The organism is Paraburkholderia sp. GAS334 (assembly GCF_050436625.1).
Taxonomy (GTDB): domain Bacteria; phylum Pseudomonadota; class Gammaproteobacteria; order Burkholderiales; family Burkholderiaceae; genus Paraburkholderia.
Genome location: NZ_JBNDMO010000008.1, coordinates 303,207 through 330,177 on the forward strand (window position 1 = coordinate 303,207; position 26,971 = coordinate 330,177).

Annotated in this window: 26 protein-coding genes; 10 read left to right on the plus strand and 16 right to left on the minus strand. The window is 61.9% G+C overall.

Annotated features, from left to right (window positions below; all coding sequences use genetic code 11):
* Positions 1–3: 3 nt before the first annotated feature.
* Entirely contained in the window at positions 4–420 is a 417-nt protein-coding gene (locus P3T21_RS17515) for an ExbD/TolR family protein (protein WP_429257189.1), read from the plus strand.
* A gap of 340 nt (positions 421–760) precedes the next feature.
* Here P3T21_RS17515 and P3T21_RS17520 read toward each other — a convergent pair whose 3' ends face one another.
* Positions 761–1,771, minus strand: coding sequence for a LysR family transcriptional regulator (locus P3T21_RS17520; protein ID WP_429257190.1), 1,011 nt, complete (start codon positions 1,769–1,771; stop codon positions 761–763).
* A 122-nt stretch (positions 1,772–1,893) separates the two neighbouring features.
* Between P3T21_RS17520 and P3T21_RS17525 the strand changes: the two genes are divergently transcribed.
* The 4 genes from P3T21_RS17525 (at position 1,894) to hemP (ending at position 4,367) form a co-directional block, all read left to right on the plus strand.
* Entirely contained in the window at positions 1,894–2,766 is an 873-nt protein-coding gene (locus P3T21_RS17525; protein WP_429257191.1) for a pirin family protein, read from the plus strand.
* Positions 2,767–2,937: 171 nt separating this feature from the next.
* Positions 2,938–3,336 (plus strand): OsmC family protein, encoded by a 399-nt coding sequence (locus tag P3T21_RS17530; RefSeq protein WP_429257192.1) that lies wholly within the window; start codon positions 2,938–2,940, stop codon positions 3,334–3,336.
* A gap of 70 nt (positions 3,337–3,406) precedes the next feature.
* Positions 3,407–3,892 carry an SRPBCC family protein gene (locus P3T21_RS17535; RefSeq protein WP_429257193.1) on the plus strand — a complete coding sequence of 162 codons (486 nt, stop codon included), beginning with the start codon at positions 3,407–3,409 and terminating at the stop codon, positions 3,890–3,892.
* 196 nt (positions 3,893–4,088) lie between these two features.
* Positions 4,089–4,367 carry a hemin uptake protein HemP gene (gene hemP / locus P3T21_RS17540; RefSeq protein WP_429257194.1) on the plus strand — a complete coding sequence of 93 codons (279 nt, stop codon included), beginning with the start codon at positions 4,089–4,091 and terminating at the stop codon, positions 4,365–4,367.
* Positions 4,368–4,708: 341 nt separating this feature from the next.
* Here hemP and P3T21_RS17545 read toward each other — a convergent pair whose 3' ends face one another.
* From P3T21_RS17545 to uvrB, 6 genes are all read right to left on the minus strand, one after another.
* The gene (locus P3T21_RS17545) at positions 4,709–5,116 is read right to left on the minus strand and encodes a GlcG/HbpS family heme-binding protein (protein ID WP_429257195.1); all 408 of its coding nucleotides are present in this window, start codon (positions 5,114–5,116) and stop codon (positions 4,709–4,711) included.
* A 31-nt stretch (positions 5,117–5,147) separates the two neighbouring features.
* Entirely contained in the window at positions 5,148–6,554 is a 1,407-nt protein-coding gene (locus tag P3T21_RS17550) for a 4Fe-4S binding protein (RefSeq protein ID WP_429257196.1), read from the minus strand.
* Positions 6,551–7,396 (minus strand): FTR1 family iron permease, encoded by an 846-nt coding sequence (locus tag P3T21_RS17555; RefSeq protein WP_429257197.1) that lies wholly within the window; start codon positions 7,394–7,396, stop codon positions 6,551–6,553. Before P3T21_RS17555 ends, P3T21_RS17550 begins: the two co-directional genes overlap by 4 nt.
* A gap of 77 nt (positions 7,397–7,473) precedes the next feature.
* Positions 7,474–7,806 (minus strand): cupredoxin domain-containing protein, encoded by a 333-nt coding sequence (locus P3T21_RS17560; protein WP_429257198.1) that lies wholly within the window; start codon positions 7,804–7,806, stop codon positions 7,474–7,476.
* A gap of 139 nt (positions 7,807–7,945) precedes the next feature.
* Positions 7,946–8,494 carry an iron transporter gene (locus P3T21_RS17565; RefSeq protein ID WP_429257199.1) on the minus strand — a complete coding sequence of 183 codons (549 nt, stop codon included), beginning with the start codon at positions 8,492–8,494 and terminating at the stop codon, positions 7,946–7,948.
* A 385-nt stretch (positions 8,495–8,879) separates the two neighbouring features.
* On the minus strand, positions 8,880–10,973 hold the full coding sequence (gene uvrB / locus P3T21_RS17570) for an excinuclease ABC subunit UvrB (protein WP_429257200.1): 2,094 nt from the start codon (positions 10,971–10,973) through the stop codon (positions 8,880–8,882).
* 441 nt (positions 10,974–11,414) lie between these two features.
* On the opposite strand from uvrB, the gene P3T21_RS17575 reads away from it, so the two are divergent.
* Positions 11,415–12,614 (plus strand): amino acid aminotransferase, encoded by a 1,200-nt coding sequence (locus tag P3T21_RS17575; protein WP_429257201.1) that lies wholly within the window; start codon positions 11,415–11,417, stop codon positions 12,612–12,614.
* 263 nt (positions 12,615–12,877) lie between these two features.
* Here P3T21_RS17575 and P3T21_RS17580 read toward each other — a convergent pair whose 3' ends face one another.
* Together P3T21_RS17580 and P3T21_RS17585 are read right to left on the minus strand one after the other, a co-directional pair.
* Complete coding sequence (locus tag P3T21_RS17580; protein WP_429257202.1) at positions 12,878–14,116, minus strand: DUF3734 domain-containing protein; 1,239 nt, start codon at positions 14,114–14,116, stop codon at positions 12,878–12,880.
* Positions 14,117–14,126: 10 nt separating this feature from the next.
* Positions 14,127–14,924, minus strand: coding sequence for a 3-hydroxybutyrate dehydrogenase (locus P3T21_RS17585; protein ID WP_429257203.1), 798 nt, complete (start codon positions 14,922–14,924; stop codon positions 14,127–14,129).
* A gap of 236 nt (positions 14,925–15,160) precedes the next feature.
* Here P3T21_RS17585 and P3T21_RS17590 point away from each other — a divergent pair, with 236 nt between their 5' ends.
* Both P3T21_RS17590 and P3T21_RS17595 read left to right on the plus strand, forming a co-directional pair.
* Positions 15,161–16,132 (plus strand): potassium channel beta subunit family protein, encoded by a 972-nt coding sequence (locus P3T21_RS17590; RefSeq protein WP_429257204.1) that lies wholly within the window; start codon positions 15,161–15,163, stop codon positions 16,130–16,132.
* A 239-nt stretch (positions 16,133–16,371) separates the two neighbouring features.
* Positions 16,372–17,217 (plus strand): 23S rRNA (adenine(2030)-N(6))-methyltransferase RlmJ, encoded by an 846-nt coding sequence (locus tag P3T21_RS17595; RefSeq protein ID WP_429257205.1) that lies wholly within the window; start codon positions 16,372–16,374, stop codon positions 17,215–17,217.
* A gap of 62 nt (positions 17,218–17,279) precedes the next feature.
* Here P3T21_RS17595 and P3T21_RS17600 read toward each other — a convergent pair whose 3' ends face one another.
* The 4 genes from P3T21_RS17600 to cueR all read right to left on the minus strand — a co-directional run bounded on the left by P3T21_RS17600 (position 17,280) and on the right by cueR (position 19,909).
* Positions 17,280–18,314, minus strand: coding sequence for an ABC transporter substrate-binding protein (locus P3T21_RS17600; RefSeq protein WP_429257206.1), 1,035 nt, complete (start codon positions 18,312–18,314; stop codon positions 17,280–17,282).
* Between the two features lie 163 nt (positions 18,315–18,477).
* Positions 18,478–18,828: a hypothetical protein gene (locus P3T21_RS17605; RefSeq protein WP_429257207.1), complete on the minus strand. Its 351-nt coding sequence runs from the start codon at positions 18,826–18,828 to the stop codon at positions 18,478–18,480.
* A gap of 215 nt (positions 18,829–19,043) precedes the next feature.
* Complete coding sequence (locus P3T21_RS17610; RefSeq protein WP_429257208.1) at positions 19,044–19,190, minus strand: DUF3563 family protein; 147 nt, start codon at positions 19,188–19,190, stop codon at positions 19,044–19,046.
* A gap of 296 nt (positions 19,191–19,486) precedes the next feature.
* A complete protein-coding gene (gene cueR / locus P3T21_RS17615; protein ID WP_429257209.1) occupies positions 19,487–19,909 on the minus strand; it encodes a Cu(I)-responsive transcriptional regulator in 423 nt (140 codons plus the stop codon).
* 131 nt (positions 19,910–20,040) lie between these two features.
* Between cueR and P3T21_RS17620 the strand changes: the two genes are divergently transcribed.
* Positions 20,041–20,253 carry a heavy-metal-associated domain-containing protein gene (locus P3T21_RS17620; protein WP_429257210.1) on the plus strand — a complete coding sequence of 71 codons (213 nt, stop codon included), beginning with the start codon at positions 20,041–20,043 and terminating at the stop codon, positions 20,251–20,253.
* A gap of 10 nt (positions 20,254–20,263) precedes the next feature.
* A complete protein-coding gene (locus P3T21_RS17625; RefSeq protein WP_429257211.1) occupies positions 20,264–21,193 on the plus strand; it encodes a dTDP-4-dehydrorhamnose reductase family protein in 930 nt (309 codons plus the stop codon).
* A gap of 60 nt (positions 21,194–21,253) precedes the next feature.
* Here the strand turns inward: P3T21_RS17625 and P3T21_RS17630 are convergent, their stop codons facing one another.
* From P3T21_RS17630 to imuA, 3 genes are read right to left on the minus strand one after another with little or no spacing between them, the layout of a single operon-like run.
* Complete coding sequence (locus tag P3T21_RS17630; protein ID WP_429257212.1) at positions 21,254–24,400, minus strand: error-prone DNA polymerase; 3,147 nt, start codon at positions 24,398–24,400, stop codon at positions 21,254–21,256.
* A 6-nt stretch (positions 24,401–24,406) separates the two neighbouring features.
* Complete coding sequence (locus P3T21_RS17635; protein WP_429257213.1) at positions 24,407–25,885, minus strand: Y-family DNA polymerase; 1,479 nt, start codon at positions 25,883–25,885, stop codon at positions 24,407–24,409.
* Positions 25,815–26,522 (minus strand): translesion DNA synthesis-associated protein ImuA, encoded by a 708-nt coding sequence (gene imuA / locus P3T21_RS17640; protein ID WP_429257214.1) that lies wholly within the window; start codon positions 26,520–26,522, stop codon positions 25,815–25,817. The genes P3T21_RS17635 and imuA overlap by 71 nt, the downstream gene beginning before the upstream one ends.
* Positions 26,523–26,971: the final 449 nt, after the last annotated feature.

The following is a 26,971-nucleotide window of genomic DNA, read 5'->3' on the forward strand; positions in this document are numbered from 1 at the left end:
CCAATGGCAATGAGCCCCTTTGCCGGCGACGATGACGACGGTCTGATGAACGAAATCAACATGACGCCGCTCGTCGACGTCATGCTGGTTCTCCTGATCGTTTTCATGGTCACGATTCCGGTGATCCGCCACGCGGTGAAAATCGATCTGCCGCATGCGAGCAGCCAGAAAGAAGAGACGAAGCCCGCGCAGGTCACCGTCAACGTGCAGGCCGACGGCACCGTTCTGTGGGACAACAGGCCCGTCACCGACGATGTATTGCGCGTGAAGATCGCGGAAGCCGCGCAGGCGAATCCGCAACCTGAGCTGCATCTGAACGCGGACCGCAAGGTCGCGTATGAAAAGGTCGCCGAAGTGATGTCCGCAGCGCAGGCCGGTGGTCTGACGAAGATCGGTTTCGTCACTGAACCGAAGAAGTAATACGCTGCTGCGTTGCGGTCTTTAAAAGCAGAAAGCCCCTGTATTTGCAGGCTAAACGCGGCGGACAAAGTAAAAGGCCCTCATCGTCAGATGAAGGCCTTTTTTTGTGCGCACTCGGCGCCTTCGGGCGGCGGGATCACTTGCCATTGGAGTAGCCGGAGTCACCGCATGCGACAGCCGTGGTCGACACGGACAGCGCGCTCAGCCCTGTCAGGCTCGCTATGATAGCGGCCATGAGTTTTCGCATAAGAGAACTCCTTAGCGAAGGGATTTCAATATACGCCCGGCAGCGCGCGCATTCAAGAAAACAGCCATTGAAAGTACCGATCACTGCCCGCGCTTAAATGCCAAAAGCGATGTCGGCCGTTTTCCGCTCGTCTGTTTTTTTCAACGCGCGCGTCTCTGGGCGACTATCGGGGCATTCTTTCGTGACATACGTGCCGCTCTGCTCGTCGAGCATCTCGACCAGGTAATCGACGAACGCCCGCACGGCCGGCACCATGCCCTGGCGCGAGACGAACACCGCATAGAGTTGCGGCGTCGGCAGCGTCCATCCCGGCATGACCGGCGACAGTTTTCCTGAACGCAACGCGGCGCCGTACATCATCTCCGGCAATGCAGCGATGCCGACGCCCGCCATCACTGCTTCGAGCACCATCATCAGATCGGCGGTCACGAGACGCGGCTCGTGCTCATGCAGATGACGCGTGCCATCGGGCGCGATCAGGGTGAACACGTGACGTCCGTCGGTGGTCGGCGTGTCGAGCGTTTCGAAGCGCGCGAGGTCGGCTGGTTCCAGCGGAGGCGCATTCTGGTTCAGGAGGCTCGGCGCGCCGACCAGCATCTGCTGCGTGCGCCACAGCGGCCGCACAACGATGTTGGCGCTTTGCGGAGGCTCCGAGCGCACACGCAACGCGACATCGATGGAGTCTTCGTACAGATCGACAACGCGGTTCGTCACACGAAATACAACCCGCACTTCCGGATAGCGATGCATGAACTCCGGCATGATCTCCGACAGGATCGTCTGCGAGATCGTGACCGGCACGCTCACGCGAACCGTGCCGCGCGGCGACGAGCGCAACTGCTGCACCACGTTGACAGCCGCCTGCGCCTCCGAAAGCATCGCCTGACAGTGCTGGTAAAAAAGCTGGCCGGCTTCCGTCAACGCGAGCTTGCGCGTGGAGCGCTGCAAGAGACGCACGCCGAGCGACGCTTCGAGTTCGGTCAGGCGCCGCGACAGGCGCGACTTTGAAATGCCGAGCACCCGCTCCGCCGCCGAGAAACCGCCGTGCTCGACAACCTGCGAAAAGTACATCAGGTCGTTCAGGTTATGCGAATCGATCTTCATTTCATCGTTCCACTCATAGAACAATCCATTGCTAGATAGCGGCTGGCACCACGAAAATGCGTCCCTATAATAGCGCTATGTTCCAAAAATGATGCTATTCCCCATTTTCCGAGGTGACTTTGATGAGCACGACACGCACGATCGAGCGCACGTATCCCGCACTTCGCACGACCGAGGGCGGCGGCTTCACCGTCCACCGGCCGTTTCCGACGCGCATGCTGATGGATTTCGATCCGTTCCTGCTGCTCGACGAGATGGGTCCTGTCGACTACGCGCCCGGCGAGGCAAAAGGCGCGCCGGATCATCCGCATCGCGGCTTCGAGACGGTCACCTATGTGCTCGAAGGCGAATTCGGTCACAAGGATTCGGCGGGCCACTCGGGCACATTGCGGCAAGGCGACGTGCAATGGATGACGGCGGGCGCCGGCGTCGTGCACAGCGAGATGCCGGATCCGTCGTTCGTCGCGACGGGCGGCCGCGTGCACGGCCTGCAGCTTTGGGTGAACCTGCCGCGCCGCGACAAGATGATCGCGCCGCGTTATCAGGAGATGCCGTCGGCGGGCATTCCGGTCGCGACATCGGCGGACGGCAAGGTGCGCGTGAAAGTGATCGCCGGCGAAGCGCTCGGCGTGAAGGCGCCGATCGAAACCCGCACGCCCATCCTGTATCAGCATTTCACGCTGCAACCGGGCGCGCGCGTCGTGCATCCGGTGCCGCGCGAGTTTCGCGTGTTCGCGTACGGACTGTCGGGCAAGGGCTTTTACGGCGAGGATCGCCGCGAGGTCGACGCGCGGACGATGGTCGTCTTCAGCGACGACGGCGACACCGTGACGCTCGCCGCCGGCGACACACCACTCGACGTACTGCTCCTCGGCGGCGTACCGCTCAATGAACCCGTCGTGCGTTATGGTCCGTTCGTGATGAACACCGAGGACGAGATCCGTCAGGCAGTCATCGATTACCAGGCCGGCCGGATGGGACAGATCACGCACTGATCTCCGCGGCATCGCTCACGTTTCGCGCTCCTGCGCGCCGCCCCCGGCGCCGTTCGACAGCGTGCTGAGGCAGCGCGGCCCGAAGCTTCGCAAATTCGTTCACAATATCGGCTCATGCCGCGCGCCGCATTCGCAGCGCGCGGCTCCGCCCGTTCCCTCGCAGGAGATCGCATGGTAGAGCCCGCAGTCATCGCCCACATCGGTTCGACGAATTTCCAGGTTCTGCTGGACGACGGCGCGCACACGTGGCTCGCCGACGAGCCCGAATCGCTAGGCGGCGGCGATCGCGGTCCTGGACCCGTTTCACTACTGCTATCGGGCCTCGGCGCATGCACGTCGATCACGCTGAAAATGTACGCGCAGCGCAAAGGCTGGCCGCTCGCGGACGTGCGCGTGATGCTGTCGATCGAAACCGGCGACGCAGGCACGACGATCGATCGCAAGGTCACGCTCGAAGGCGACCTGTCCGACGAGCAGCGGGAACGACTTTTGCAGATTGCCAATGCATGTCCGGTGCACAAGATCCTGACGAATCCGATCTCGGTCCGCACCGGGCTTACCGCGGCCTGATACAGCATGCGCGACCGGCGCCCGTGCCATCGATGCCGTTCGCGCAGCGTCTTAAGAGGAAGTTGTCGTCTTGAATTTCGAACATCTGATCCAGATCAACGATCCGTTGAATCCGTTCGTCGAAACCATGACTCGCGAGCAGTTGTGGGAAGGTCTCGTCTTGCGTGCCGAGCAGCCACAGCTGTTCGTGCTGGGTCTCGACAGCTGCACGATCCTGTCGCGTACCGACAGCACACTCGAGCGTGAACTGCATTACGGACAGGCCACCGTGCGCGACCGCGTTACGCTGCTCGCCAGTGAGAGCGTGCGCTATGACATCCTCGCGACGGAGTCGTACGTCGGCGGATCGCTGACGATGACGATCGAGCAGCCTGATGAGCTGCAACTGTTTCTGCGCTTCAAATACGAAACCACCCTGCCGACCGCCGACTCCGAAGACGAGCGCACGACAAGCGAGATCGTGAAATCGGCGTATCGCGAGTCGGACATCGATACGGTGCGGCTCATCCGCCAGTTTGTGCAGGGCGGCGGTCAGGTTCCGGCACAGTTGCACTAAATCAGTGTTGACGTGTATGCGCGTGACGGCGTGGTTGCGCCGTCGCGTTGTTCCGCTCTTCCTCCTTCCGCAACGCTCCAGCTGCATTCAACGATCATCCCTATCGAAACGCAATTCCGATGAATTACTCAACCTTGTAAATGGGAATTGTTATCATTTAGAATAAATCCATCGAATCAACCAACCGATGCCACGAATGACAGACTTCACGCGCTCTTCCACGCTCAGCCTGCGCCGTTCGCCGACCGCCGCGCTGACCAGCCGTCCGAAGCCCGCCATGCCGGCGCGCGACCTCGACGGCAGCAGGAGCCGCAGCCGGAGCGAGGGCCCAGCCCAGAGCCAGCCGGAATCAGTCGAGCGCACCGTGTCGAGCGATTCACTGCTGCAGGGACGCAGTCACGTCAGCATCACGTATAACGGCGAAACATATCAGCTTCGGGCCACGCGCCTCGGCAAGCTGATCCTGACGAAGTAACGCGATCAAACAGGCAGATCAGGCAGTACGTACCGGGTATTGTGGGGACCACCTCTCCGGGAGGTGTTGGGCAGTAGCCAGCCATCGACGGCTTGCACGCGAGATCTAGACCCCTTCGTGCAGACACCAGGCCAGCCGTCGCAGCCAGCCAGGCCGCTTTTTTTGGTTCTCACTGCAGTGCGCATGCGCAACGAGCGCGCGCATCGCGACTGAAGGAAGTTGAAAAAGCCGTATGGATGAACATCCATACGGCTTTTTCTTATGCTTCTGGCAAGCGTCTCTGCGGGTTGCGTCGATCGACTCGTCGGGCCGAAGCCGAAGCCGACGCCGGAAAAGACCCCTCAGCCGAGTCCGAGCGCTGCAATCCCGGCACGCGCAATCGCCGCATCCTGCTCCGACTTGACGCCGGACACGCCAAACGAGCCGACCACTTCGCCCTCCACGACGATCGGCACGCCGCCCTCCACCATCGCGACCAGCGGCGCGCTCAGGAAGGCCGTGCGGCCCTGCTTGATGATCTCTTCGTAGACTTTCGTTTCGCGCCGGCCGAGAACGGCTGTGCGGCCCTTGCCGATCGCCATTTCGACCGTGCTGGGCGCGACGTTGTCGCCGCGGTGGAGATAGAGCAGATGACCGCCGTCGTCGAAAATCGCGACGGTCACATTCCATTGATTGGCGGCCGCATGCGCTTCGGCTGCGGCGGCCATTTTCCTGACGTCTTCATCGGTTAATGCGGGTTTGGTTCTCACGGTCGGGCCTCGTTCTTGACTGAAAATGCCGTCAGCGCGTCCAGCCCCAGAACATCAGCCACCACGCACTGTCGACGACCGCTAGCGCGGCCATGAACCATACCATCGCAAGGCCGCGCTGGAAAAGCCGCGCGCTGTAGCGACGCGTCACGAGCCACGCGAGCCACGCGCTCCCGGCGTTGGCAATGACGAGAATCCCGATCCGCACTTCCGAGGCCCACCACAGCGGCACGTGTTCCGCGCGCAGCAGCGAAAGCGTGGTCGCGGAGAGGCCGAGGAACACACCGGTGCCCGCGATGGGAATCAGCCCTTGCGTGAAGTGATGCAGCCGCACCCAGCTGAAGCGGCCAAGCATGCGCGTGCCGATCATCAGGAGCGCCAGCAGCGCGGTACCGTACACGAGGCCGGTCGCGACGATGTAGCCGATCACCATCGACCCGTCGAGCCACGAGAAGACGTCGTTCTGCTCCGGATAGTGCGTGAAGAGGAACCAGGGTGCGTCGGTCTCGAGCGGCCACGTGATGTCCCGATCGATGAGCCACGTCGCGAGGAACGTCTTCAGGTCGACGAACCACGGTGATCCGGTCCAGTGGAACGCGCCGATCGCGATGCCGAGCAGACCGTACAGGATCAATGCGGTGTCCCACCCGCTCGCCTGCCTGTCGCCGAGATCGACCACTTCCGTCGACGGCGAGCGCCACGTCAGTGCAATCGCGTCGCGGTGTCCGCTGCAACGGCCGCACATATGGCACGCCGCGGCGCCCTTCATGTTGCGCAACGGCAGGAGCGGCGCGCAGTTGATCGGAATCACCCGATGACCGTGCTCGCCTTCCTTATACGAACGGCGCCACGCTTCTTCGTCGACCTTGAAGTGGAACGGCGCGAGTCTCGCCAGAAGCGCAAAAACCCCGTTGACGGGGCAGAGATATTTACACCAGACGCGTTTCTCGCGCCCGTACAGCAAGCCGATGATGATTGCGGCGAACGTCGAGCCGCCGAGCACCAGCAGCACGGCCTTCGGATACTGATAGACGCTGACCATCTGGCCGTAGATCGTCGTGAGCCCGAACGCGACGAAGGGCCAGCCGCCCCATCGCATCCAGCGGGGAATGGCCCGGCCTCGTCCGTATTTGCTGGCGAACTCAGCGAGTGCGCCTTCGGGGCACAGCACGCCGCACCACACGCGCCCGAGCATCACCATCGACAGCAGCACGAACGGCCACCAGATGCCCCAGAACACGAACTGTGCAGCAAGCGTCAGGTTGTTCCACAGATGCGCCGTGTCGCCCGGCAGCGGCATCACTGCAGGCACGAGGATCAGAAACGCGTAGACCGCAACGACGACCCACTGGATGCCGCGGACGACAGCGCCGTGGCGCTGCATCCATTGTCCGGCTTCCGCGAGCAGGCCAGCGCGACCGGACGCGATGCTACTCATGCCGTGCGTCCTGCCGTCCGTTGCGCCGGACCGCGACTGGCCCGTCGCACCAGCAGCCAGACGACTGCCCAGTACAGCGCGTAGGCGACCAGGTTCATCAACGCCGGATGCGCGCGATAACCCGTGAGCGTCGCGACCAGCGAGCCGAACGTGCTCGAATCATCGAGAATCGCCGACGTATTCCACACCTGGTCGAGCAGCGTCGGCAGGATTTCCTTGTCGATCAGCTTGTCGATGCCCGTCTGGAACAGACCCGCGCCGAGAAACAGCAGCATGATTTCCGTGACGCGGAAAAAGAGCCGCCACGAAAAGATCCTGCCGCCAATCTGCAGCAGCCAGAACGTGAGAAACGCCAGCGCGAGGCCGATCACGACGGCCAGATACTGGCTTGCGTCGACATGACCCGACTGACCAAAACCCAGGCCATACAGGAAGATGACCGTCTCGCTGCCCTCACGCGCGATCGCCAGCGCGACGAGCACGGCAACGCCCCACCAGTTCGCGTCCTGCGTACTCTTTTGCAGCGACTTTTCCATGTCGCGCTTGAGCGTGCGGCCGTGCTGCTTCATCCATAGCACCATCTGCACGATCAGCACGCAGGCGATCAGCACCATCGCCGTCTGGAAATAATCCTGCGCGTCGCCCGACAGCACTTCAGTGAAACCGACCAGCGCCGCACCGAGCGCAATCGCCGCCAGCACGCCGGCCGCGACACCCGCCCACAGATACGGCAACCCGCGCCGCGCGCTTTCGTCGCCGTTCTTCAGCCACGCATACAGAATGCCGACGACCAGCAGCGCCTCGACACTTTCCCGCCAAACGATGAACAACACCTGACCCATCGAAATTCTCCCGCCCGTTTGCGAATGGAGCGGACGACAGCGCTGCGCTGTCGCCCCGCGCCCGCATCGAAGCATGCTTACTTCGCGACGATTACGCCCTGTGCTTCCTGGTGAAAATCGTCAAAAAACTTGTACTCGCCCGGCGACAGCGGCGCGATCACGACGAATGAATCGGCACCCGGCGCGAGCACCTTTTCCTTGCGCAACTGCACACTCTCGAATTCCGCAGCGCCCTTGCCCACGTTGTGCACTTCGATCTTGATGCGCTGTCCGGCCGGCACTTCGATGCGCGCCGGATTCAGCTTGCCGTCGTTCATTTCGAGCTTGAACGTCGGCAGATCCGCGGCATGCGCAACGCCGACGAGCGACGTCGTCATGGCCAGGATCGCGATCTTCCTGTTGATTCTCATTGAGCCTTCCTGCGCTTTCCTGCGCTTTTCTGCGCCTTCCGGGCCCTTCTGGCGCCCTTTTGAGGCCTTTCGGGCTTCCGTGACCTTCACGGAAACGCGGCACTCAGGCCGCGTTTCATGTCAGGCGATGCGCGGCTGATCAGTAGCCGCCCTTCTTGCCGATGCCGGCGAAGGTGAAATCGTACTCGATCGAGAACGGCTTGAACCACGGGCCCACGCCGGTTTCCTTGTCGACGTGACGGCCGAACGACATATGGGCCATCTGCATCGGCGGTTCGACGATCAGCTTCAGGTGGTATTTGCCCGGACCGAACATCTTGACGTTGTCGCCGTAGTGCGGGCCGTCGCTTGCGACCATCGGCATCATGTCGCCCTTCACCGACTGGGACGAGCCCACTTTCGACAACTCGTATTTGACCTGCAGATACGGCATCCAGTCGCCTTCGGCGAAACCGGTCGGGTTGTTCTTGACGGCGTGGATGTCCGCTTCGAGGTGGACGTCAGAATCCGATGCCTTGCGCATCATGCCTTCCGGTTCCATGGTGATCGGCTGCAGGTAGACCGCGCCGACTTCCATGCCGCCCTCGATGTGCTGCTTGCCGATCGGGTACTCGGCGGCTGACACCGACAACGCGGCCACAGCCGTCACAACCGCGGCGCTGCCGCGCACGAAAGAAGAAATCCGCATTAAAACTCCTTTGTTTTTATGAGCTGGGATCGAGAATAGAGCCGCACTGGCGAAGATCTGCCTTCTGTCCACAGACGTCCTCACGACGCCAATAAAGAACGCTAATGCGAACCATTCTCAATACATGCGGAGTTTATCACCCTTCGATCTGGACGACAAATGCCGACGCGCCGAAAGCCTTATGGGCGCAGGGTTTTAAGCCGGGTTTTGCGGACGGGGGACAGACGTTCCAGCTGTCAGGCGTAAGCCATGCCGCACCGGCATTGGCGGCTGCCTTCCGGAATGGGGCCCGGAAGCCGCACACTGTGACCGCGAACGCCAGCCGCACAGGGCGATGCCGTGCGGCATGGCGCCGCACGGCATCGGTTTGCGCCGGCGATCCGCGTCAGTTCGTGCCGGTCAGATGATCGCCGACGTTCGCACCGAACACGCGTTGACGCAGAAGCGAAAGCTGGTCCCGCGCCTGCGCGGCCTTTTCGAATTCGAGATTCTTCGCGTGCTCCATCATCTGCTTCTCGAGCCGCTTGATCTCCTTCGACAGCTGCTTCTCGGACATGTCCTCGAACTTCGCGCGCGTTTGCATTTCCTTCAGTTCGGCGCGCGCTTCGTCGACGTTGTAGACGCCGTCGATGATGTCCTTGATCCGCTTCACGACGCCGCGCGGCACGATGCCCATCTTCTCGTTGAAGGCGATCTGCTTCGCGCGCCGCCGCTCGGTTTCATCGATCGCGCGACGCATCGAATCGGTGATGCGGTCTGCGTACAGAATCGCCTTGCCGTTCACGTTCCGCGCCGCGCGACCGATCGTCTGGATCAGCGAGCGCTCGGCGCGCAGGAAGCCTTCCTTGTCGGCATCGAGAATCGCGACCAGCGACACTTCCGGGATGTCCAGCCCTTCACGCAGCAGGTTGATCCCGACCAGCACATCGAACGTGCCGAGCCGCAGATCACGGATGATTTCGACGCGTTCGACCGTGTCGATATCGCTGTGCAGATAACGCACCTTCACGCCATGATCCGACAGGAACTCAGTGAGCTGCTCAGCCATACGCTTCGTCAGCACCGTGACGAGCACGCGGTCGCCCGACTTCACACGTTCGTTGATCTCGCCGAGGATGTCATCCACCTGGCTCGTCGCCGGACGCACTTCGATCTCCGGATCGACGAGGCCCGTCGGACGCACCAGCTGTTCGGCGACCTGCCCCGCTGTCCGGTTCTCGTAATCGGCGGGCGTCGCCGAGACGAACACCACCTGACGCATCTTGCGTTCAAACTCGTTGAACTTGAGCGGCCGGTTATCCAGCGCCGAAGGCAGGCGGAAGCCGTAGTCGACCAGGTTCTCCTTGCGCGCGCGGTCGCCGTTGTACATGCCGTTCAGCTGGCCGATCAGCACGTGTGATTCGTCGAGCAACATCAGCGCATCGGTGGGCAGGTAATCGACGAGCGTCGGCGGCGGCTCGCCGGGCGCGGCGCCCGAAAAGTGCCGCGAGTAGTTCTCGATGCCTTTGCAGAAGCCCAGTTCCTGCAGCATTTCCAGGTCGAACCGCGTGCGCTGTTCGAGCCGCTGCGCTTCGACAAGCTTGCCGTCCTTGTAGAAAAACTCCAGCCGGTCACGCAGTTCGGTCTTGATCGTTTCGACGGCGCGCATCACGGTCTCGCGCGGCGTCACGTAGTGCGACGACGGATAGACGGTGAAACGCGGAATCTTCTGTTTCACGCGGCCCGTCAGCGGATCGAACAGTTGCAGCGTCTCGACTTCGTCGTCGAACAGTTCGACGCGCACCGCCATCTCGGCATGCTCAGCCGGGAAAATATCGATCGTGTCGCCACGCACACGGAACGAGCCGCGCTGGAAGTCGGCTTCATTGCGGCTGTACTGCATTGCGATCAGGCGCGCGATGACGTCGCGCTGGCCGAGCTTGTCGCCCGTGCGCAGCGTCAGGATCATCTTGTGATATTCGGACGGATTGCCGATACCGTAGATCGCAGACACCGTCCCGACGATCACCACATCGCGCCGCTCCATCAGGCTTTTCGTCGCCGACAGACGCATCTGCTCGATATGTTCGTTGATCGACGAGTCCTTTTCGATGAACAGGTCGCGCTGCGGCACGTACGCTTCCGGCTGGTAATAGTCGTAGTACGAGACGAAGTACTCGACCGCGTTACGCGGGAAAAACTCGCGAAACTCCGAGTAAAGCTGGGCCGCAAGCGTCTTGTTCGGCGCAAAAACGATAGCCGGACGGCCAAGCCGCGCGATCGTGTTCGCCATCGTGAATGTCTTGCCAGAGCCGGTGACGCCGAGCAGCGTCTGGAACGACAGGCCGTCGTTGACGCCTTCGACTAGGGTTTCGATCGCGGTCGGCTGGTCGCCGGCGGGCGGGAATGGCTGGTAAAGCTGGAACGGTGAACCCTCGAACGTGACGAATTTCGATTCGTCGAGGGTGTGATCGACTTCGCGCAGATGGTGTTCGGACATGGGAGCGGCATCCTCAGCCGGAAGCAAAGGACTATTTTAGCCCCTTGTCGATTTGCGGACCGGGGGCTGCTTCAGGACGGCATCAGGCGCGGCTTCCGGCGCTATTCCCCGCGGCGACAGCAGAAGCGCTGCGATGACAGCGGGATCGGCATGTCCAGCGGTTGAATGCGTTGCCGGAACAGCGGGTGTGCGTCCTTCATGTGTCTTCATGTGTCTTCGTACGCCTTCCGGGTGACCTTCGCGTGGCCTTTCTGCGGCCTTTTCCCCGCCGTTCTGCGCGTCGCCGATGGCAAATATGCGGGTGAAACCCGTATCGCGGGCCGAAAAACGGCTTGGGATTCGATACAATGGCAAGTTGCGCGCCCGCCGCCTCTGTCTGCGATGTGTCTCCGACCGGCCAGGCTGGAAGCCCGCCCCTCCTTTCACTACTGCCGAACCATCATGTCTCTTTTTTCCGCTGTCGAACTTGCTCCCCGCGACCCGATCCTGGGCCTGAACGAAGCCTTCAACGCCGACACCCGCACGACCAGGGTGAATCTGGGCGTGGGCGTCTACACGAACGAAGAAGGCAAGATTCCGCTGCTGCGGGCCGTCCGCGAGGCAGAAAAAGCACGTATCGAAGCAGCCCTGCCGCGCGGCTACCTGCCGATCGAAGGGATTGCCGCCTATGACGCAGCCGTGCAAAAGCTGCTGCTCGGCAACGACTCGCCGCTGATCGCAGCCGGCCGCGTTGTCACTGCGCAGGCTCTGGGCGGTACGGGTGCACTGAAAATCGGCGCGGACTTCCTGAAGCGCGTGAACCCGAACGCGAAGGTCGCGATCAGCGACCCGAGCTGGGAAAACCATCGCGCACTGTTCGAAAGCGCGGGCTTCGAGGTGGTCTCGTATCCGTACTACGACGCGGCGACGCAAGGCGTGAACTTCGAAGGCATGCTGACGGCGCTCAACAGCTATGCCGCCGGCACGGTCGTCGTGCTGCACGCGTGCTGCCACAACCCGACTGGCGTCGACCTGACGTCCGCCCAGTGGCTGCAGATCGTCGAAGTGGTGAAGGCGCGCAACCTGGTGCCGTTCCTCGATATCGCCTATCAAGGCTTTGGCGACGACATCGAATCCGACGCAGCGGCTGTGCGTCTCTTCGCGCTGTTGGAAGTGAACGTGTTCGTGTCGTCGTCGTTCTCGAAGTCGTTCTCGCTGTATGGCGAGCGCGTCGGCGCGCTGTCGATCATCACGGCGAGCAAGGAAGAAGCCTCCCGCGTGCTGTCGCAACTGAAGCGCGTGATCCGCACGAACTACTCGAACCCGCCGACGCACGGTGGTTCCGTCGTCGCAGCTGTGCTCGGTTCGCCGGAACTGCGCGCGACGTGGGAAGCGGAACTCGGCGAAATGCGTGACCGTATTCGCGCGATGCGTAACGGCCTCGTCGAACGTCTGCAGGCAGCGGGCGTCGCACGCGATTTCAGCTTTGTGAACGCGCAACGCGGCATGTTCTCGTACTCGGGTCTCACCGCGCCGCAAGTGGATCGTCTGCGCGAAGAATTCGGCATTTATGCCGTGAGCACCGGCCGAATTTGCGTTGCTGCGCTCAACACACGCAACCTCGACGTGGTCGCGAACGCAGTTGCGCATGTTTTGAAGTAAGGCGGTCGATGCGCGCGAGCGGTGTGACTGTTTGCATGCCGCCGACGCGTTAACATCATTGCGGATGGTTTGAAAAGCGCCCCATGTGTCTCTGGGGCGCTTTTTTTGCGGCTGCTGCGTGCTCTTGATGCGGCCGTCAACCGTCGACGATGCGGCCCCAAACGTGCTCTCTGCGCGTTTGTTACGCCTTCGACAGACGCATCGATCGGATCAACCACTTCGATCGCTACGATCACTACGATCGCGAAACCCAACCGCCGATCTCACCGCGTATCGCGATGGATATCGTGCGTGATGAAGCCGGCGTCGTTATCGGGCATTGCCAGCCAGTCCGGTTGTGCCAGCGAACCGCGAATATCGACTAACCCGCTCTCCCAGTGTTCACGCATCGTCGACAGACCAAACTGATAGTCCTTGTAGTGGCCTTCGTACTCCTTATGCCGGTAGATCAGATGGAACACGTTGTAGCGCTTCGAGCAGGACAGGTCTTCGGCAAGCTTGCACCAGGCGTCATCCCGATACTCGGGCGCCACGCGGTCAAGCACTTCGCGCAGCACATGCCGGAATCGCTGGGAACGCTGAAGCATGTCGGTGACGAGCCGTGTACGGCTTGAATACTGGATGTCCTTCATGCGGCCCTGGACGTCGGTGATGCTATCGGGCACCGGCCCGCGCGCGCTCCACAAGTCGACCTGAAACGCGAGCGTGTCCTGACGAGGCGTGGTCTGAAGGACCTCGTGGAGCGGCGTGTTCGACATCAATCCGCCGTCCCAGTAATACTCGCCATCGATCTCGACCGCCGCAAAGCCCGGTGGCAACGCACCCGACGCAATGAAATGCTCAGGACGCAGCTTCGTATGCGTATTGTCAAAGTACGCAAAATTGCCCGTGCCGACATTCACCGCGCCTACGGACACGCGCATCTCGCGCGAGTTGATCCGGTCGAAATCGCACAGCCGTTCCAGCGTGGCCTTCAACGGCGCGGTGTCGTAGTAGCTCGCCTGCTGCGGTGCACCCGAAATGGTGGGCATGGGCGGCGGAAAGCGCGGTACGAAAAAGCCCTTCTGCCCTTCCACCATCGCACCGACCGCCTGCATGGCCGTGAACGCCTTGCGCACTGCATCACTTGAGTTGAAGAACGCGTGCTCGATGAAGGCCGGCAGCGGAGGGCCGAAAGCGGGCCGACAAATGGTCTCCCAGAATTCGAGCAGACGTGCCACTCGATTCTCTGGCGCATTGCCAGCGATGATCGCCGTATTCAGTGCTCCGATCGAAATGCCGGCGACCCAGTTCGGATGAATGCCGGCCTCGTCGAGCCCCTGATACACGCCGGCCTGATAGGCGCCGAGCGCCCCGCCGCCCTGCAGCATGAGGGCGACCGTCTCATATTGCGGCAGCTGGATACGCTGGCCGACGCGGGCGTCGGCGGCCGAACCGGCCCGCCCTCCGCCCACATCTTCCGCGGCACCGGCGCGAGCCTGCTTCACATTGCGTTGCGCCATACGAAGCCCCTTATTGCATGTACCAGCCGTGACTGACGATGAACGACTGGCCCGTTAGCGCAGCGGTCGGGAACGACGACAGGAACAGCACGGTCTGCGCGACATCCTCAACCGTGGTGAACACACCGTCGACCGTGCCGCCCAGCATCACGCGCTTGATCACGTCTTCTTCGCTGATGCCAAGTTCCTTTGCCTGCTCCGGAATCTGCTTGTCGACGAGCGGCGTGCGCACGAAGCCCGGACACACGACGTGCGAACGGACGTTATGTTTCGCGCCTTCCTTGGCAAGGACGCGCGAGAGACCGAGCAACGCATGCTTCGCCGTGACGTATGCCGACTTGAGGGGCGAGGCTTCATGCGAGTGCACTGAACCCATGTAAATCACGATACCGCCGCGGTCGTCCTTGTACATGTGTTTGAGCGCGGCCTTCGTAGTCAGGAACGCACCATCGACGTGAATGGCCTGCATCTTTTTCCAGTCGGAGAACGCGTAGTTCTCGATCGGATTGACGATCTGGATGCCGGCATTCGAAATGAGGATGTCGACCGAGCCCAGTTCCGCCGCCACCTTGTCGATGCCCTGATTGACCGCGTCTTCGTTCGTGACATCCATCGCCACGCCGATCGCCTTGCCGCCCGCCTTGTTGATTTCCTCGGCAACGGCGTTCGCGCCGTCCTGATTCAGATCCGCAATGGCGATTGCCGCGCCCGCTGCCGACAGCGTCAAGGCAATCTGTTTTCCGATGCCGCTCGCCGCACCCGTGACGACCGCGACCTTCCCATTCAGACTCGTATTCGATGACGACATCAAGAACCTCCATGCAGTTGATGAGCAATGACACCATAGCGCGCAGGCAGCGGAAAGCTGGCCGAAAGGCATATGCCTTTCGGCCGAATGCTGCACTGCGACCAACTCCGCTATTGTGCATGAATCAACCGGTCTGACGCACAAATGCGGATCGGTTTAAGCTGTGCAGTTCTGGCTCCGGTCCCGGTTTCTTCCCGGGCCCGGTTGCGGCTGAACCACTCTCGAAGGAGGAATGCATGAACTATCGACGACTCGGACGTTCCGGGCTGCAGGTCAGCGAACTGTCTATCGGCTCATGGGTGACGTACGGCAATCAGGTCGATCGCCGGGCCGCACGCGAATCGCTGGCGGCCGCGCGGGATGCTGGAGTCAATTTTTTCGACAACGCCGAGGTCTACGCGGCCGGGCAGTCGGAAGAAATCATGGGGCAGGCGCTGAAAGAACTGGCGTGGCCACGGGTCAGCTACGTGGTGTCGACGAAATTCTTCTGGGGTCTGCACGAAGCGCCGAATCAATACCACACACTCAACCGCAAGTACCTGCTGAACGCGATCGATGCATCGCTGCACAGACTGCAGCTCGATTATGTCGATCTCGTGTTCTGTCATCGTCCGGATCCGGACACACCGGTCGAGGAAACGGTCTGGGCGATGAGCGACATGATCACGCGCGGCAAGGCGCTGTACTGGGGCACATCCGAGTGGAGCGCCGACGAGATCCGCGCCGCGTATGAAATTGCCGAGCGGCATCATCTTCACAAACCTGTCATGGAACAGCCGCAGTACAACCTGTTTCATCGCAAGCGGGTCGAGCAGGAATATGCGCGCCTGTACGAAGACATCGGTCTTGGCCTCACGACGTGGAGCCCGCTCGCTTCTGGTCTTCTGACCGGCAAGTATCGCGACGGCGTGCCGTCCGACAGCCGCGCGCAACTGCAGGGCTACGACTGGCTGCGCAAGCAGGTGACGGACTCCGGCAAGAACAGTATCGTTGGAAAGCTGGGTGGTGTGGCGGATGAACTCGGCTGTACCGTCGGTCAGCTTGCCATCGCGTGGATCCTGACGAACCCAAACGTGAGCACGGTCATCACCGGCGCATCACGCGTCGAACAGATTGCCGAGAACATGAAGGCGCAGGAAGTTGTCGGCAGGATCACACCCGAAGTGAAGCAGAAGATCGAAGAAATCGTTGGCGACGCGTATCAGTGAGTCACTGACGGTCGCGTCAGGGGCCGCGTGCGGTGGTTGACGCATCCGGCCGCGAGGCTAGCCGCGGCGCGGCGTCGCGTACAATGTGCGGCCCGCGTTTGCGGCACGCCTGGCACATGCCGGCCGTTCATCCAGCGCGGCACGTTCGGGTTTCGCGTTTGCAGGGAAACCCGGTAGCAATCGCATCTCGCGTAACCTCGCGCCACTCTTTCCAGCACCTTTTCCAGCCCGGCTTCGTCATGCTCAGTTACCGCCACGCCTTTCACGCAGGCAATCACGCCGACGTCCTGAAACACGCCGTCGTCATCCAGTTGCTGCGCTATCTCGCCCAGAAGGACAAGGCCTACTGGTACATCGATACGCACGCAGGCGCTGGCGTCTATTCGTTGAAGGAAGGCTATGCGACCAAAACCGGCGAGTTCGACAGCGGCATTGGCAAGCTGTGGGCCCGGAACGACCTGCCCGCGATGCTGGCTGAATACGTCGACGAAGTGTCGGCGCTGAACGCCGACGGTGAACTGCGCTTTTACCCCGGTTCGCCCTATCTCGCGTGGCGACTGATGCGCGAGCAGGACCGTATGCGTCTCTTCGAACTGCACACCACCGAAATCGACGTTTTGCGCCATAACTTTCGCGACGCGGGCCGGCGTGCGATGCTTTATGCAGGCGACGGTTTCGATGGCATCAAGGCACTGCTGCCGCCGCCGCCGCGCCGCGCACTCGTGCTGATCGATCCGTCCTACGAGGACAAACGCGATTACACGCGTACGCTCAAGTGTGTCGAAGAGAGCCTGACGCGCTTTGCGACTGGCACTTATGTGGTCTGGTATCCACAGGTCACGCGTCCGGAATCGCAGCGCTTTCCCGATCAGTTGAAGCGCCTGCAGGACAAAAACTGGCTGCATGTCTCGCTGACGGTCAGCAATCCGCCGACGGACGGCTTTGGGCTCTTCGGCAGCGGCATGTTCATCCTGAATCCACCCTACACGCTGCCGGCGATGTTGAAGGAAGCGCTGCCCTGGCTCGTCGATGTGCTCGGACAGGACAAGGCGGCGCAGTTCAAGATCGAATATCGCGGCGATTAGCTCACTCGCCACCGGAGCATGGAGCGCTAAGGCGCAGCGCACCCTGCCGTCAACGCGGCTGATCACTTGACGAGCGTCGCCGCCTTGCGCGCGAAGTCATTGGTGTAGGTCGCGTTCAGATCGATCTTCGTCGGGTCGAGCCGGGGATCGAACGACGACAGCGCGCGCAGCGCGGTCGCCGGCCCGTCGGCGGGCATCAGGCCGTCAGGCGAGTACGCGTCTCGAACGTTGTGAAACGCGTCGACATAGAGTGCCTTGTCGTTGAGCAGGTACGCCTCCGGTACCATCTTCACCAGATCGGCATCGCTTGCCTTCTGGAGCCAGTGATCCGCGCGGACGATCGCATTGGCAAGTGCCTGCGTCGTCTTCGGATTTTTCTGGATGAACGACTCTGGCGCATACAGCGTCGCGGCCGGCATTGTGCCGCCGAACACGTCCTGCGTGCCCTTGACGGTCCGCGTATCGACGAGCACCGTAATCTCGCCAGCGCGCTGCAGTTTCGTCATCATCGGGTCGACGTTCGAAAGCGCGTCGATCTGCCCGTTGCTCACGGCCGCCAGAACGGTCGCGCCGCTGCCGACGCCGATCGCCGAGATCTCGCTGCGCTGCACGCCGGCCTTGCGTAGCGCGACGGTCAGTACGAGATCGGTCGACGAACCCGGTGCACTGACACCGACTTTCGCACCCCTGAAATCGGCCAGAGACTTGATCGAGCCGGCTTTCGACTTCGTCACAGCCACGACGATCTGGGGCGCCCGCCCCATCAGTACGAAGGCCCGATAGTGCTGGCCCTTCGCCTGCATGAAGAGCGTGTGCTCGAAGGCGCCCGCGCCGACGTCCGCGCTCCCGCCGACAACGGCTTCCAGCGCCTTCGACCCGCCCGCGAAATCCTCGAGCGTGACGTCAAGCCCTTCGTCCTTGAAGTAGCCGAGCTGACTCGCGACAAGCACAGGCAGATAGTAAAGACCAGGCAGGCCGCCGACGGCCATCGTCAACACCGGTTTCTCGGGAGCATCTTTCGCTACGGCTGGCATCGTGGTGAGCGCGAGCAGTGCAATGCACACGCAGGCCGCGTGCTGCATCCAGCGGTTAGACATTCGTTGTCTCCTAATCCGGTCTATTCGATTTGTTTAAGCGACGACGCCCAAAGGACAAAGGCCGCGGCAACGATTGTCGTTGCGCGGCCTTCCCTACGCCATGCGCCGAAACCCCAATGGTGCGGACCTGCGTCAGGCTGGATTCGAAGCGAGGAACGCAGCCTTATTGCGGCGGCGGCACCGGGCGCGGGCGTGGACGGGGCTGCGGCTGAGGTTGCGGACGAGGATAAGGCGATCCGCCTCCGCCGGCCCGAAGATCGACATACGGTGCGACGATGATCGGCGTCGACGAATTCGTGGGAAGCTCAGTCGGTGCAGCAATCGGCTGCGCCTGCACGATCGGTGCGTGCGATAGCGGCGCGTTCTGCAGGACGGTCCCACTCTGACCGTCACTGATGCCGCGTTGCGTATCCAGAATCAGCGGCTGACCACCGGACGCGGCGAAAGCAGCCGACGTCAGCAGCGTCGCAGCAACACTCATGAAGATGAGACGAATCGATCGGCGCAGGGGCATGGTCTGTTCTGGTTCTGGTTAGTTTTTGGGCCGCCAGCGGACCCATCGGCGCGCGGCAGGAACACTTTACCTTACCGTGACTGCATCGTTCCGGCTAGTCGGTCGTCATGGCTTCGCGCCATTGCCGCGCCGTAGATGTGACAAAGCCCCGTCAATACGGGGCTTTCCACTTGCTACATCAGCTGCGCGGCACATCCGCCGCCAGCCAGACTTACTTACAGCGAGTAGCCGTTGGCTTCGAGCGAACGAATACGTTGCTCGAGCTGAACGATATCGGACGACGAGGCGAGGTACGCTTCGCGGCGGTCGCGTTCAGCGGTTTCAAACCAGTTGCTCAGTGTTGCGACGAGGTATGCAAACATGATGTTTCTCCAAGGATCAGATTGAGTCCCTGGTGGAAGTTGGCATCAGGGATTTCCCTTAACAGGGTTAACCCGATTATAGCCTTCTGGTGCAAGCTTGCTAGTGAAATGGTCGAATACTGGGCATTCCGTTTTGGAATGGTGCATGTTTTTTTCGACGTTAAATAACTGATTTACCGGGAGATGCGAGCAAATTTCCGCTGCATGGTCAGATGCTGGACCCGGAAATGCACCAAAATAGCGCAACAAATGAAGGCGGCGCAACCGGAGTCCATCAAACGGTTGCAACGCAACCCTTACTCCGCATGATAATGCGCCGCTGAAGTCGCTTCGGGGTCCGCCAGCCGCTCGATAATTGGACAGTCAGGGCGATGATCTCCGTGACAATTCGCCGCCAGATGCGCCAGCGTGTCCCGCATATCCGTCAACTCCTGGATCCGCCGGTCGAGATCCGCGACATGTTCGAGCGCGATTGACTTCACCTCAGCGCTCGCGCGTGAACGGTCGTGCCACAGCGCCAGCAACCGGCGAATATCTTCGACCAGAAAACCCAGTCGCCGCGCCTGACGAATGAATCGCAGCGAGTGCACTTCCTCAACTCCGTACACGCGGTATCCGGCGCTCGTGCGTGCTTTCGCCTGCAATAGACCCACGCTCTCGTAATAACGAATCATCTTTGCCGTGACGCCAGACGCCCGCGACGCTTCACCAATATTCATGTTCAACCTCCGCAATCTGATTCGATGCTACACCTTCCCATTATGGGAAGGTCTACCATCCCGATACATATCGACACGGCAGGCATAATTCAACTGTTTCAACATCCGCATTGTTAGAAGGAAACGCATCAATGATCGAATTCAAGGTAGAGGGCATGAGCTGCCAGCATTGCGTCGCAGCCGTTACACAGGCCATCCGTGAGCAGGACGCATCGGCGCAGGTGCAGGTCGATCTGGCTGCGGGGCGGGTGTCGGTCGAATCTGGCCGGCCAGCGGAGATCCTGCGAGCCGCGATCGACGAAGCGGGTTACACGGTCATCGGCGCGCCAGTCAGTGGCAGCTGAGGGACGGCGCATGTTCAAGGTTGCCGTCATCGGCGCGTCGGGGTTGCTCGGTCGCGCAATTGTCGATGAACTTGGCCAGCAGGCCGGCTGGCAGATCGTTTCGACGGCTTTCCGGCGGCCCGGCCCGCGTATGGATGTACTTGACGTCCGCGACACGCTGGCTGTCGACGCGTTCGTCGCGCGCGAAAAGCCGGATGCGCTCGTCGTCGCGGCTGCCGAGCGGCGGCCGGATATCTGCGAGAACGATCCTGCGCTTGCCCGCGCGCTGAATGTCGACGCGGTGCGCACGCTTGCGTCCGCGGCCAACCGGCACGGTGCCTGGGTGCTGTCGATTTCTACCGACTACGTATTCGACGGCAGCCGCCCGCCCTATCGGCACGACGATCCGCCTGCACCGCTTAACGCCTATGGTCGCAGCAAGCTTGAGGGCGAACAGGCATTGCTCGACACGGCGGAGCGCGGTTGCGTGCTGCGTCTGCCGCTGCTGTACGGGCCGATCGTCGACTGGCGGGAATCGGCGGTCACGAGCCTCGTGCCGGCGATCGCTGCATCGGCGCGTGCCTCAGTGGGCGCGCAACCTGCCGTCATGGACGCGTGGGCGATCCGCTATCCGACTTTCACGCCGGACGTCGCGGTCGTCATCAGGCAGTTGCTCGAACGTCACATGCATGACAAAGCCGTGAGCGGCATCGTGCAGTGGTCCGCCGACGAACCGATGACGAAGCACGATATCGCGCGCCATCTGGCCGACGCATTGCGGTTCGACGCGCAACTCACGCCGCAACATACGCCAACCGACGCGACGCCGCGTCCGCACAACTGCCATCTGGATTCGAGCCGCCTCGAAGCATTGGGCATCGGTCGCCGGACGCCATTCGACATTGCCATCCGCCAGGTGCTGACGAAGTTTCCATGGCTCGATGACGGCCGCCCGACTTGAGACGCAAACCAAGCGCACGAAGAAGCCCGCCGGCTCAATACAATAAAGGGCCCCCCGCCTTCAATGAAAGTTCCGGCTCACAGACGGCAGATTGCCCAGCAGATGAGACATATCCAGAAGCGTGTGCGCCACCAGATGGCGCACTTCGCCTTCGCATTGCCATACGCCCAGCACGCCGAGCAACGAAGCGCCGAGCACCTCCTTGCGCTGCTTCTCTAGAAGAGAAGGCCAGATGATGACGTTCACGTTGCCGGTCTCATCCTCGATCGTGAGAAAGATGACGCCCTTTGCGGTATCGGGCCGCTGCCGCACGGTGACGATGCCGCAGCCCCGCGCGAGCCGGCCGTTCCGATAGGTATTCAGCGTTTTCGCCGGCAGCAGCCGGTTGGCAAGCAGTTGCGGCCTGAGCAGTTCCAGCGGATGTCGCCCGAGCGTCAGACCCATCGACCGGTAATCGCTCACGATATCGTCGCCTTCGGAAGGCGCACCGAGCATCGGCGTCCCGTCCTCGACGGCGGCGGCCGCCAGCATGTCGCGATCCGGCACCGCGGCGACCGACTGCCACAACGCCTCGCGCCGGTTCCCCGCCAGCGACGACAGCGCGTTGGCCGCGGCCAGCACCTGAAGGTCGTGCCGATCGAGTTGCGCGCGGCGCGCCAGATCCTTGACGGTCCCGAACGGCCGCACCGCCCGCGTGATCTCGATGCGTTCAGCCGCGCCATCACGCATGCCGAGCAACAGCGACAGCCCGAGCCGCACCGCGGGCCGCTCAGCGCCCACCGGTTCGAGCGACGAATCCCAGCCACTGACCGTCACATCGACCGGTAGCACCACGACGCCGTGCCGCTTCGCATCCTGAACCAGTTGCGATGGCGAATAAAAACCCATCGGCTGACTGTTGAGCATGGCAGCAAGAAACGCCTCCGGTTCATGGCATTTCAGCCAGCTGCTCACATAGACGAGCAACGCGAAACTGGCCGCATGACTCTCCGGAAAGCCGTATTCGCCGAAGCCCTTGATCTGTTCGAAAATCGCCTCGGCAAAACCCTGCTCATAACCGCGCTCGCGCATGCCGTTGACGATCCGGTCGTAATATTTCTGCAGACCGCCCTTGCGCTTCCATGCCGCCATCGCACGACGCAACTGATCCGCTTCACCCGCCGTGAAACCGGCCGCGATGATCGCAATCTGCATCACCTGCTCCTGGAAAATCGGCACACCAAGCGTGCGTTCAAGCGCGACTTTCAGATCCTCCCTAGGATAGCTGACCCGCTCGAAGCCCTGTCGCCGCTGAAGGTACGGATGCACAGCGCCACCCTGAATCGGCCCGGGCCGGACGATCGCGACTTCGATCACGAGGTCGTAGAACGTTTTTGGTTTCAGACGCGGCAGCATGCTCATCTGCGCGCGCGATTCGATCTGGAACACGCCGACGGTATCGGCGCGCGAAATCATGTCGTAGGTCTTTTTATCTTCCGACGGAATGTCCTGCATGTCGAAGCGCTCGCCGCGCTGCTCCGAGACCAGATCGAGCGTACGGCGGATCGCCGACAGCATGCCAAGCGCGAGCACGTCGACCTTGAGCAGACCCAGCGATTCAAGATCGTCCTTGTCCCACTGGATGACGCTACGATCCGGCATCGCGGCATTCTCGATCGGGACAAGGCGGCTGAGCTTGCCGCGACTGATCACAAAACCGCCGGAATGCTGCGACAGATGCCGTGGAAACCCAAGCAGTTGCGCCGCGAGCGATGCCCACGCGCGGATGATCGGCGTCTCCGGATTCAGCCCGGATTCTGCGAAACGCTTGAGCAGATCGGCACCGCTGTCGAACCACTGATGCGACTTCGCGACCGCATCCACAATCTGCGGATCGACGCCAAGCGCCTTGCCGGTTTCCCGCAACGTGCCGCGCGCGCGATACGTCGACACGGCCGCCGCAATCGCCGCCCGATGACGCCCGTACTTGCGATAGATGTACTGGATGACTTCTTCGCGCCGCTGATGCTCGAAGTCCACATCGATATCCGGCGGCTCGCCGCGCTCCTTGCTGATGAAACGCTCGAACAGCATGTTGCCGCGTGCCGGATCGACTTCGGTGACACCGAGGCAATAGCAGACCGCCGAATTGGCCGCCGAACCGCGTCCCTGACACAGAATGTGCTGGCTTCGCGCATAGCGAACGATGTCGTAGACCGTCAGAAAATACGGCTCGTATTTCAGATCGGCAATGAGTTCGAGTTCGTATTCGATCTGCGCCTGCACGTCGTGCGGAATGCCGGACGAAAAGCGCCGGTGCGCGCCGATATACGTCTCCTTCCGCAGATATTCGGTCGGCGTGAAGCCTTCAGGCACGAGCTCGTCGGGATACTCGTATTTCAGTTCATCGAGCGAAAACGTGCAGTGCGCTAGGATATTCATCGTCTCGCTGAGCACGTACTCCGGATACAGGTTGGCGAGCCGCAGACGCGAGCGCAGATGCTGCTCGGCATTGGGCGACAGGTCGTACCCGCACTCGTTGACCGGTCGCCCGACGCGGATCGCCGTCATCGTGTCCTGCAGCGGTTTGCGCGAGCGCACGTGCATCACGACGTTGCCGAGCGCGACTACCGGCACGCCGTGATGCTGCGCGACGTATTCGATGGCGCCGCGATGAATGTCGTCCATGGCCCGCTGATGCAGAACAAGACCGCACCATGCCCGGCCGGAAAACGTCTGGTCAAACCACTCCAGTTGCACATTCAGCGCGTCTTCCTGCGCAGGAAAATCTGGCACGAGAATCGCAAGACAGTCCGGCACGCCGCGTAGATGCGCGTATTCCGCATCTGGACGGGACAGGTCCTGCGGCGTCAGCCGGTATTCGCCTTTCGGCGCGCGCATCCGGGCAAGCGTGATCAGCTCAGATAGATTGCCGTAGCCCTCCCGGTTCTGCGCCAGCAGAATCAGGCCGAAGGCAGGCGTTCCGTCCGCATTCACCAGCCTGAAGTAAGCACCGATGACGAGCGGCAGCTTCGCTTCCTTCGCCGCGACGTGTGCGCGCACGACGCCCGCGAGCGAGCATTCATCGGTGATCGCAAGTCCTGCGTAGCCGAGTTGCGCGGCGCGCGTGGCCAGTTCCTCTGCATGCGATGCGCCGTGCAGGAACGTGAAGTTCGAAAAGCAGAACAGTTCGGCATAGTCCGGCAGCGGGGTGAATGAGAGATCCATGGCGTGTCATCCAAAGAGGCCATGAAGGAACCAGCGCGGGTCCTCCGCGTCGCGGCTGCTGATGCGCTCGCGATAGATCCAGTAACAGCTCTGGTCTTCGGCCTGCGCGACGAAGTAATCACGTGTCACGAGTTCGCCGTCGAACCAGCCCGCTTCGATGCGTTCGCCCGGCGACACCATCCTGAGCGGCGAGCCGTAGAACGGCCGATGCTTTTTCATCAGCAGAAGCACGGGCGTTTCGAGCAGCCAGGTTGGCCGCGGTAATCCGGCGGGCAGCAACGCGCGCTTCGATGCCTGGCCGATCGGCGTCCAGCGATTGGCGACTTCCGGCCGGTAGTCGGCAGTCGGTGCGGCCTGCAACACGTTTTCGACGCCGAGCCGCGCGACCAGCAGCTCGATGAGACGCGCGTGATCTTCCGGGGAGCCGCCGGGTTCTGGGAACAGCGTGTCAGACGCCGGCTCGGCAGCCTGGACATTCGACGCATCGAGCCGCAGCGCGATAACCGGTGCATCCAGTTCGATGCGACCCAACCGCTCCTTGATGAGGCGGATCAGATGTTCTTCCTGCCAGGTCGGCTCGCCGAGCGCGATGTCGATGACAGTGGGAGGAATCGCCTGCCGTCCACGTTCGTGTTCGAGTGAGAGCGTGGCCGCAGTCAGCGCGAGCTGCTTTGCGCACAGCCAGCCGCACAGTTGAACGATAAGCCGGTGGGCTGCAAACAGCGCGCCGTCCGCGTGCTCGATGCGGTCCGACATCTCGATACGCGCGGAGAACGTGGGCGGCAATTCGAACCAGTCGAACAGTTCCGGCGCTGTACCGAACGCGCGATCGAGCGAATCAAGCAGATGCTCGCCGCAACGACGCTGCAGCCCGGCGCGCGGCAGACGCCTTACGTCGGCGATCGTTTCGCAACCGAGGCCCGTGAACCAGTCGGCAAACGGACGGATTTCCGCCACCGACAGCAGCGGCAACGTCGCCAGCTGGCGCTCGAGCGAGTGAAACTTGAGAATGCGCCGGTTTCCGTATTTCACCAGCAGCCATGCGCCTTGCCCCGTTGGCGCAGCGCTCATCCTTGCGCTGAAACCCAGTGTGGCGAGCACGGCCCTGACGTCCCGGCACAGACGCAACACGCCTCCGAATAGCCTCAAACTTGCGCCAACGTCGATCAAGACAATGGCTTCTTCGCACAACGTCACGTCGGGTGAGAACTTCATCAAAGCGACAGCGACCTCCTCCTGCGCGGCCTGCTCGCGCGCCGGATCGCGTTCGAACATCGCCGTCTCGGGCAGGAGCGTCAACACACCGCCGCGCTTCATGCCCGCACGTACACCCGCCGCTTTTGCCACGCCATCGGCAATGAGCACCTTGTCCTTCTCCAGCACGACACAGCCATGCGCCTGCTCCTGGCGTCCATCAGACCACCACCTCGGCCGAAAGACCTCGAGTTGCAACCGGTATAACTGGACGGCGAGAAAGACGCGCATGACGGGAAAACAAAACGGGCGTGGGTTGCAGGGGAATGGACAGGGGTTCCGCGCGTGTTGGACCTCGTCGCTTCACGATGTCGACGGTCAGACCGTCTCCGGCTGGCCGTAGGGCCAACCTCAATACAGCCGGAGAGGCGTCCTGGGCTGCAGCCAGGGGCCGGACCATAAGGAATAATGTTTCCGACGACTGCGCCGCCAGATGCAGGCGCCGCAATGAAGACGTCTTGACGTGCTGTGCCCAGAACAGCAGCGCGCCGCAACTTCCCGCACGCAGGATCTGTTCTGCCGACCACAGCGCATCAGTGATTTTTGCTGCCCGAATCCGCATCAACTGCTTCAGGGGAAGCCCGATGTACTCCAGCCCCAAGCCGTTAGGGATATGAGGCGGTTGCATCAGCACGATCGGTCGGTTGCCCAGAGCGCTCAGCGCGGGCCGCAACAACCGTATCTCCCCCACCCCGGCCTGCTCGACCAGCAGATCGACAAGCGCGCCAAGTGGCCAGCCGCCTCCCGGCAACTCCGCTGACAAGGCCGCGTAACCCGTATCCAGCATGCCGCCGCGCACGCGCGCGAGCTGCGACGCACGCCAGAGCGACGGATGAATGGCCTCAGGAACGGAAACAGCGGATGTCATCGAATGACGAAATAACTGTATGGATATACAGTATCGTACATGGGATTTCGCTATCGCGAACGGGCACTTTTTTGGGTCCCAAGGATTGCGCGGGTAAGGATGGCGCTGCGACTCAAGACAATTGCCAAGGTTGAATGGCGCTGACTATGAGCTCAAAAATGGAAGGCCATTCGCAGACGGTAAGGCGATCACGTCAATGCCAGACATTTGCTCCACCTATGAAATCGGAAGGTGAATAAATTGAACGCGGGCAGTCTGCGCACGTGGAATACGCAGTCTGCGGGAGCGGCCGGATGGCGGGCGGGTGGGTCAGCGGGAGCGGCCAGATGGCGGGTCGGTGGCGGGCTTTTTGGGGGGCGGTAAACGCAGAAACCCCACCTTTGTGGGGTGGGGTTTCTGTTGCTGCTGGGGAGCCTGACGATTACCTACTTTCACACGGGCAATCCGCA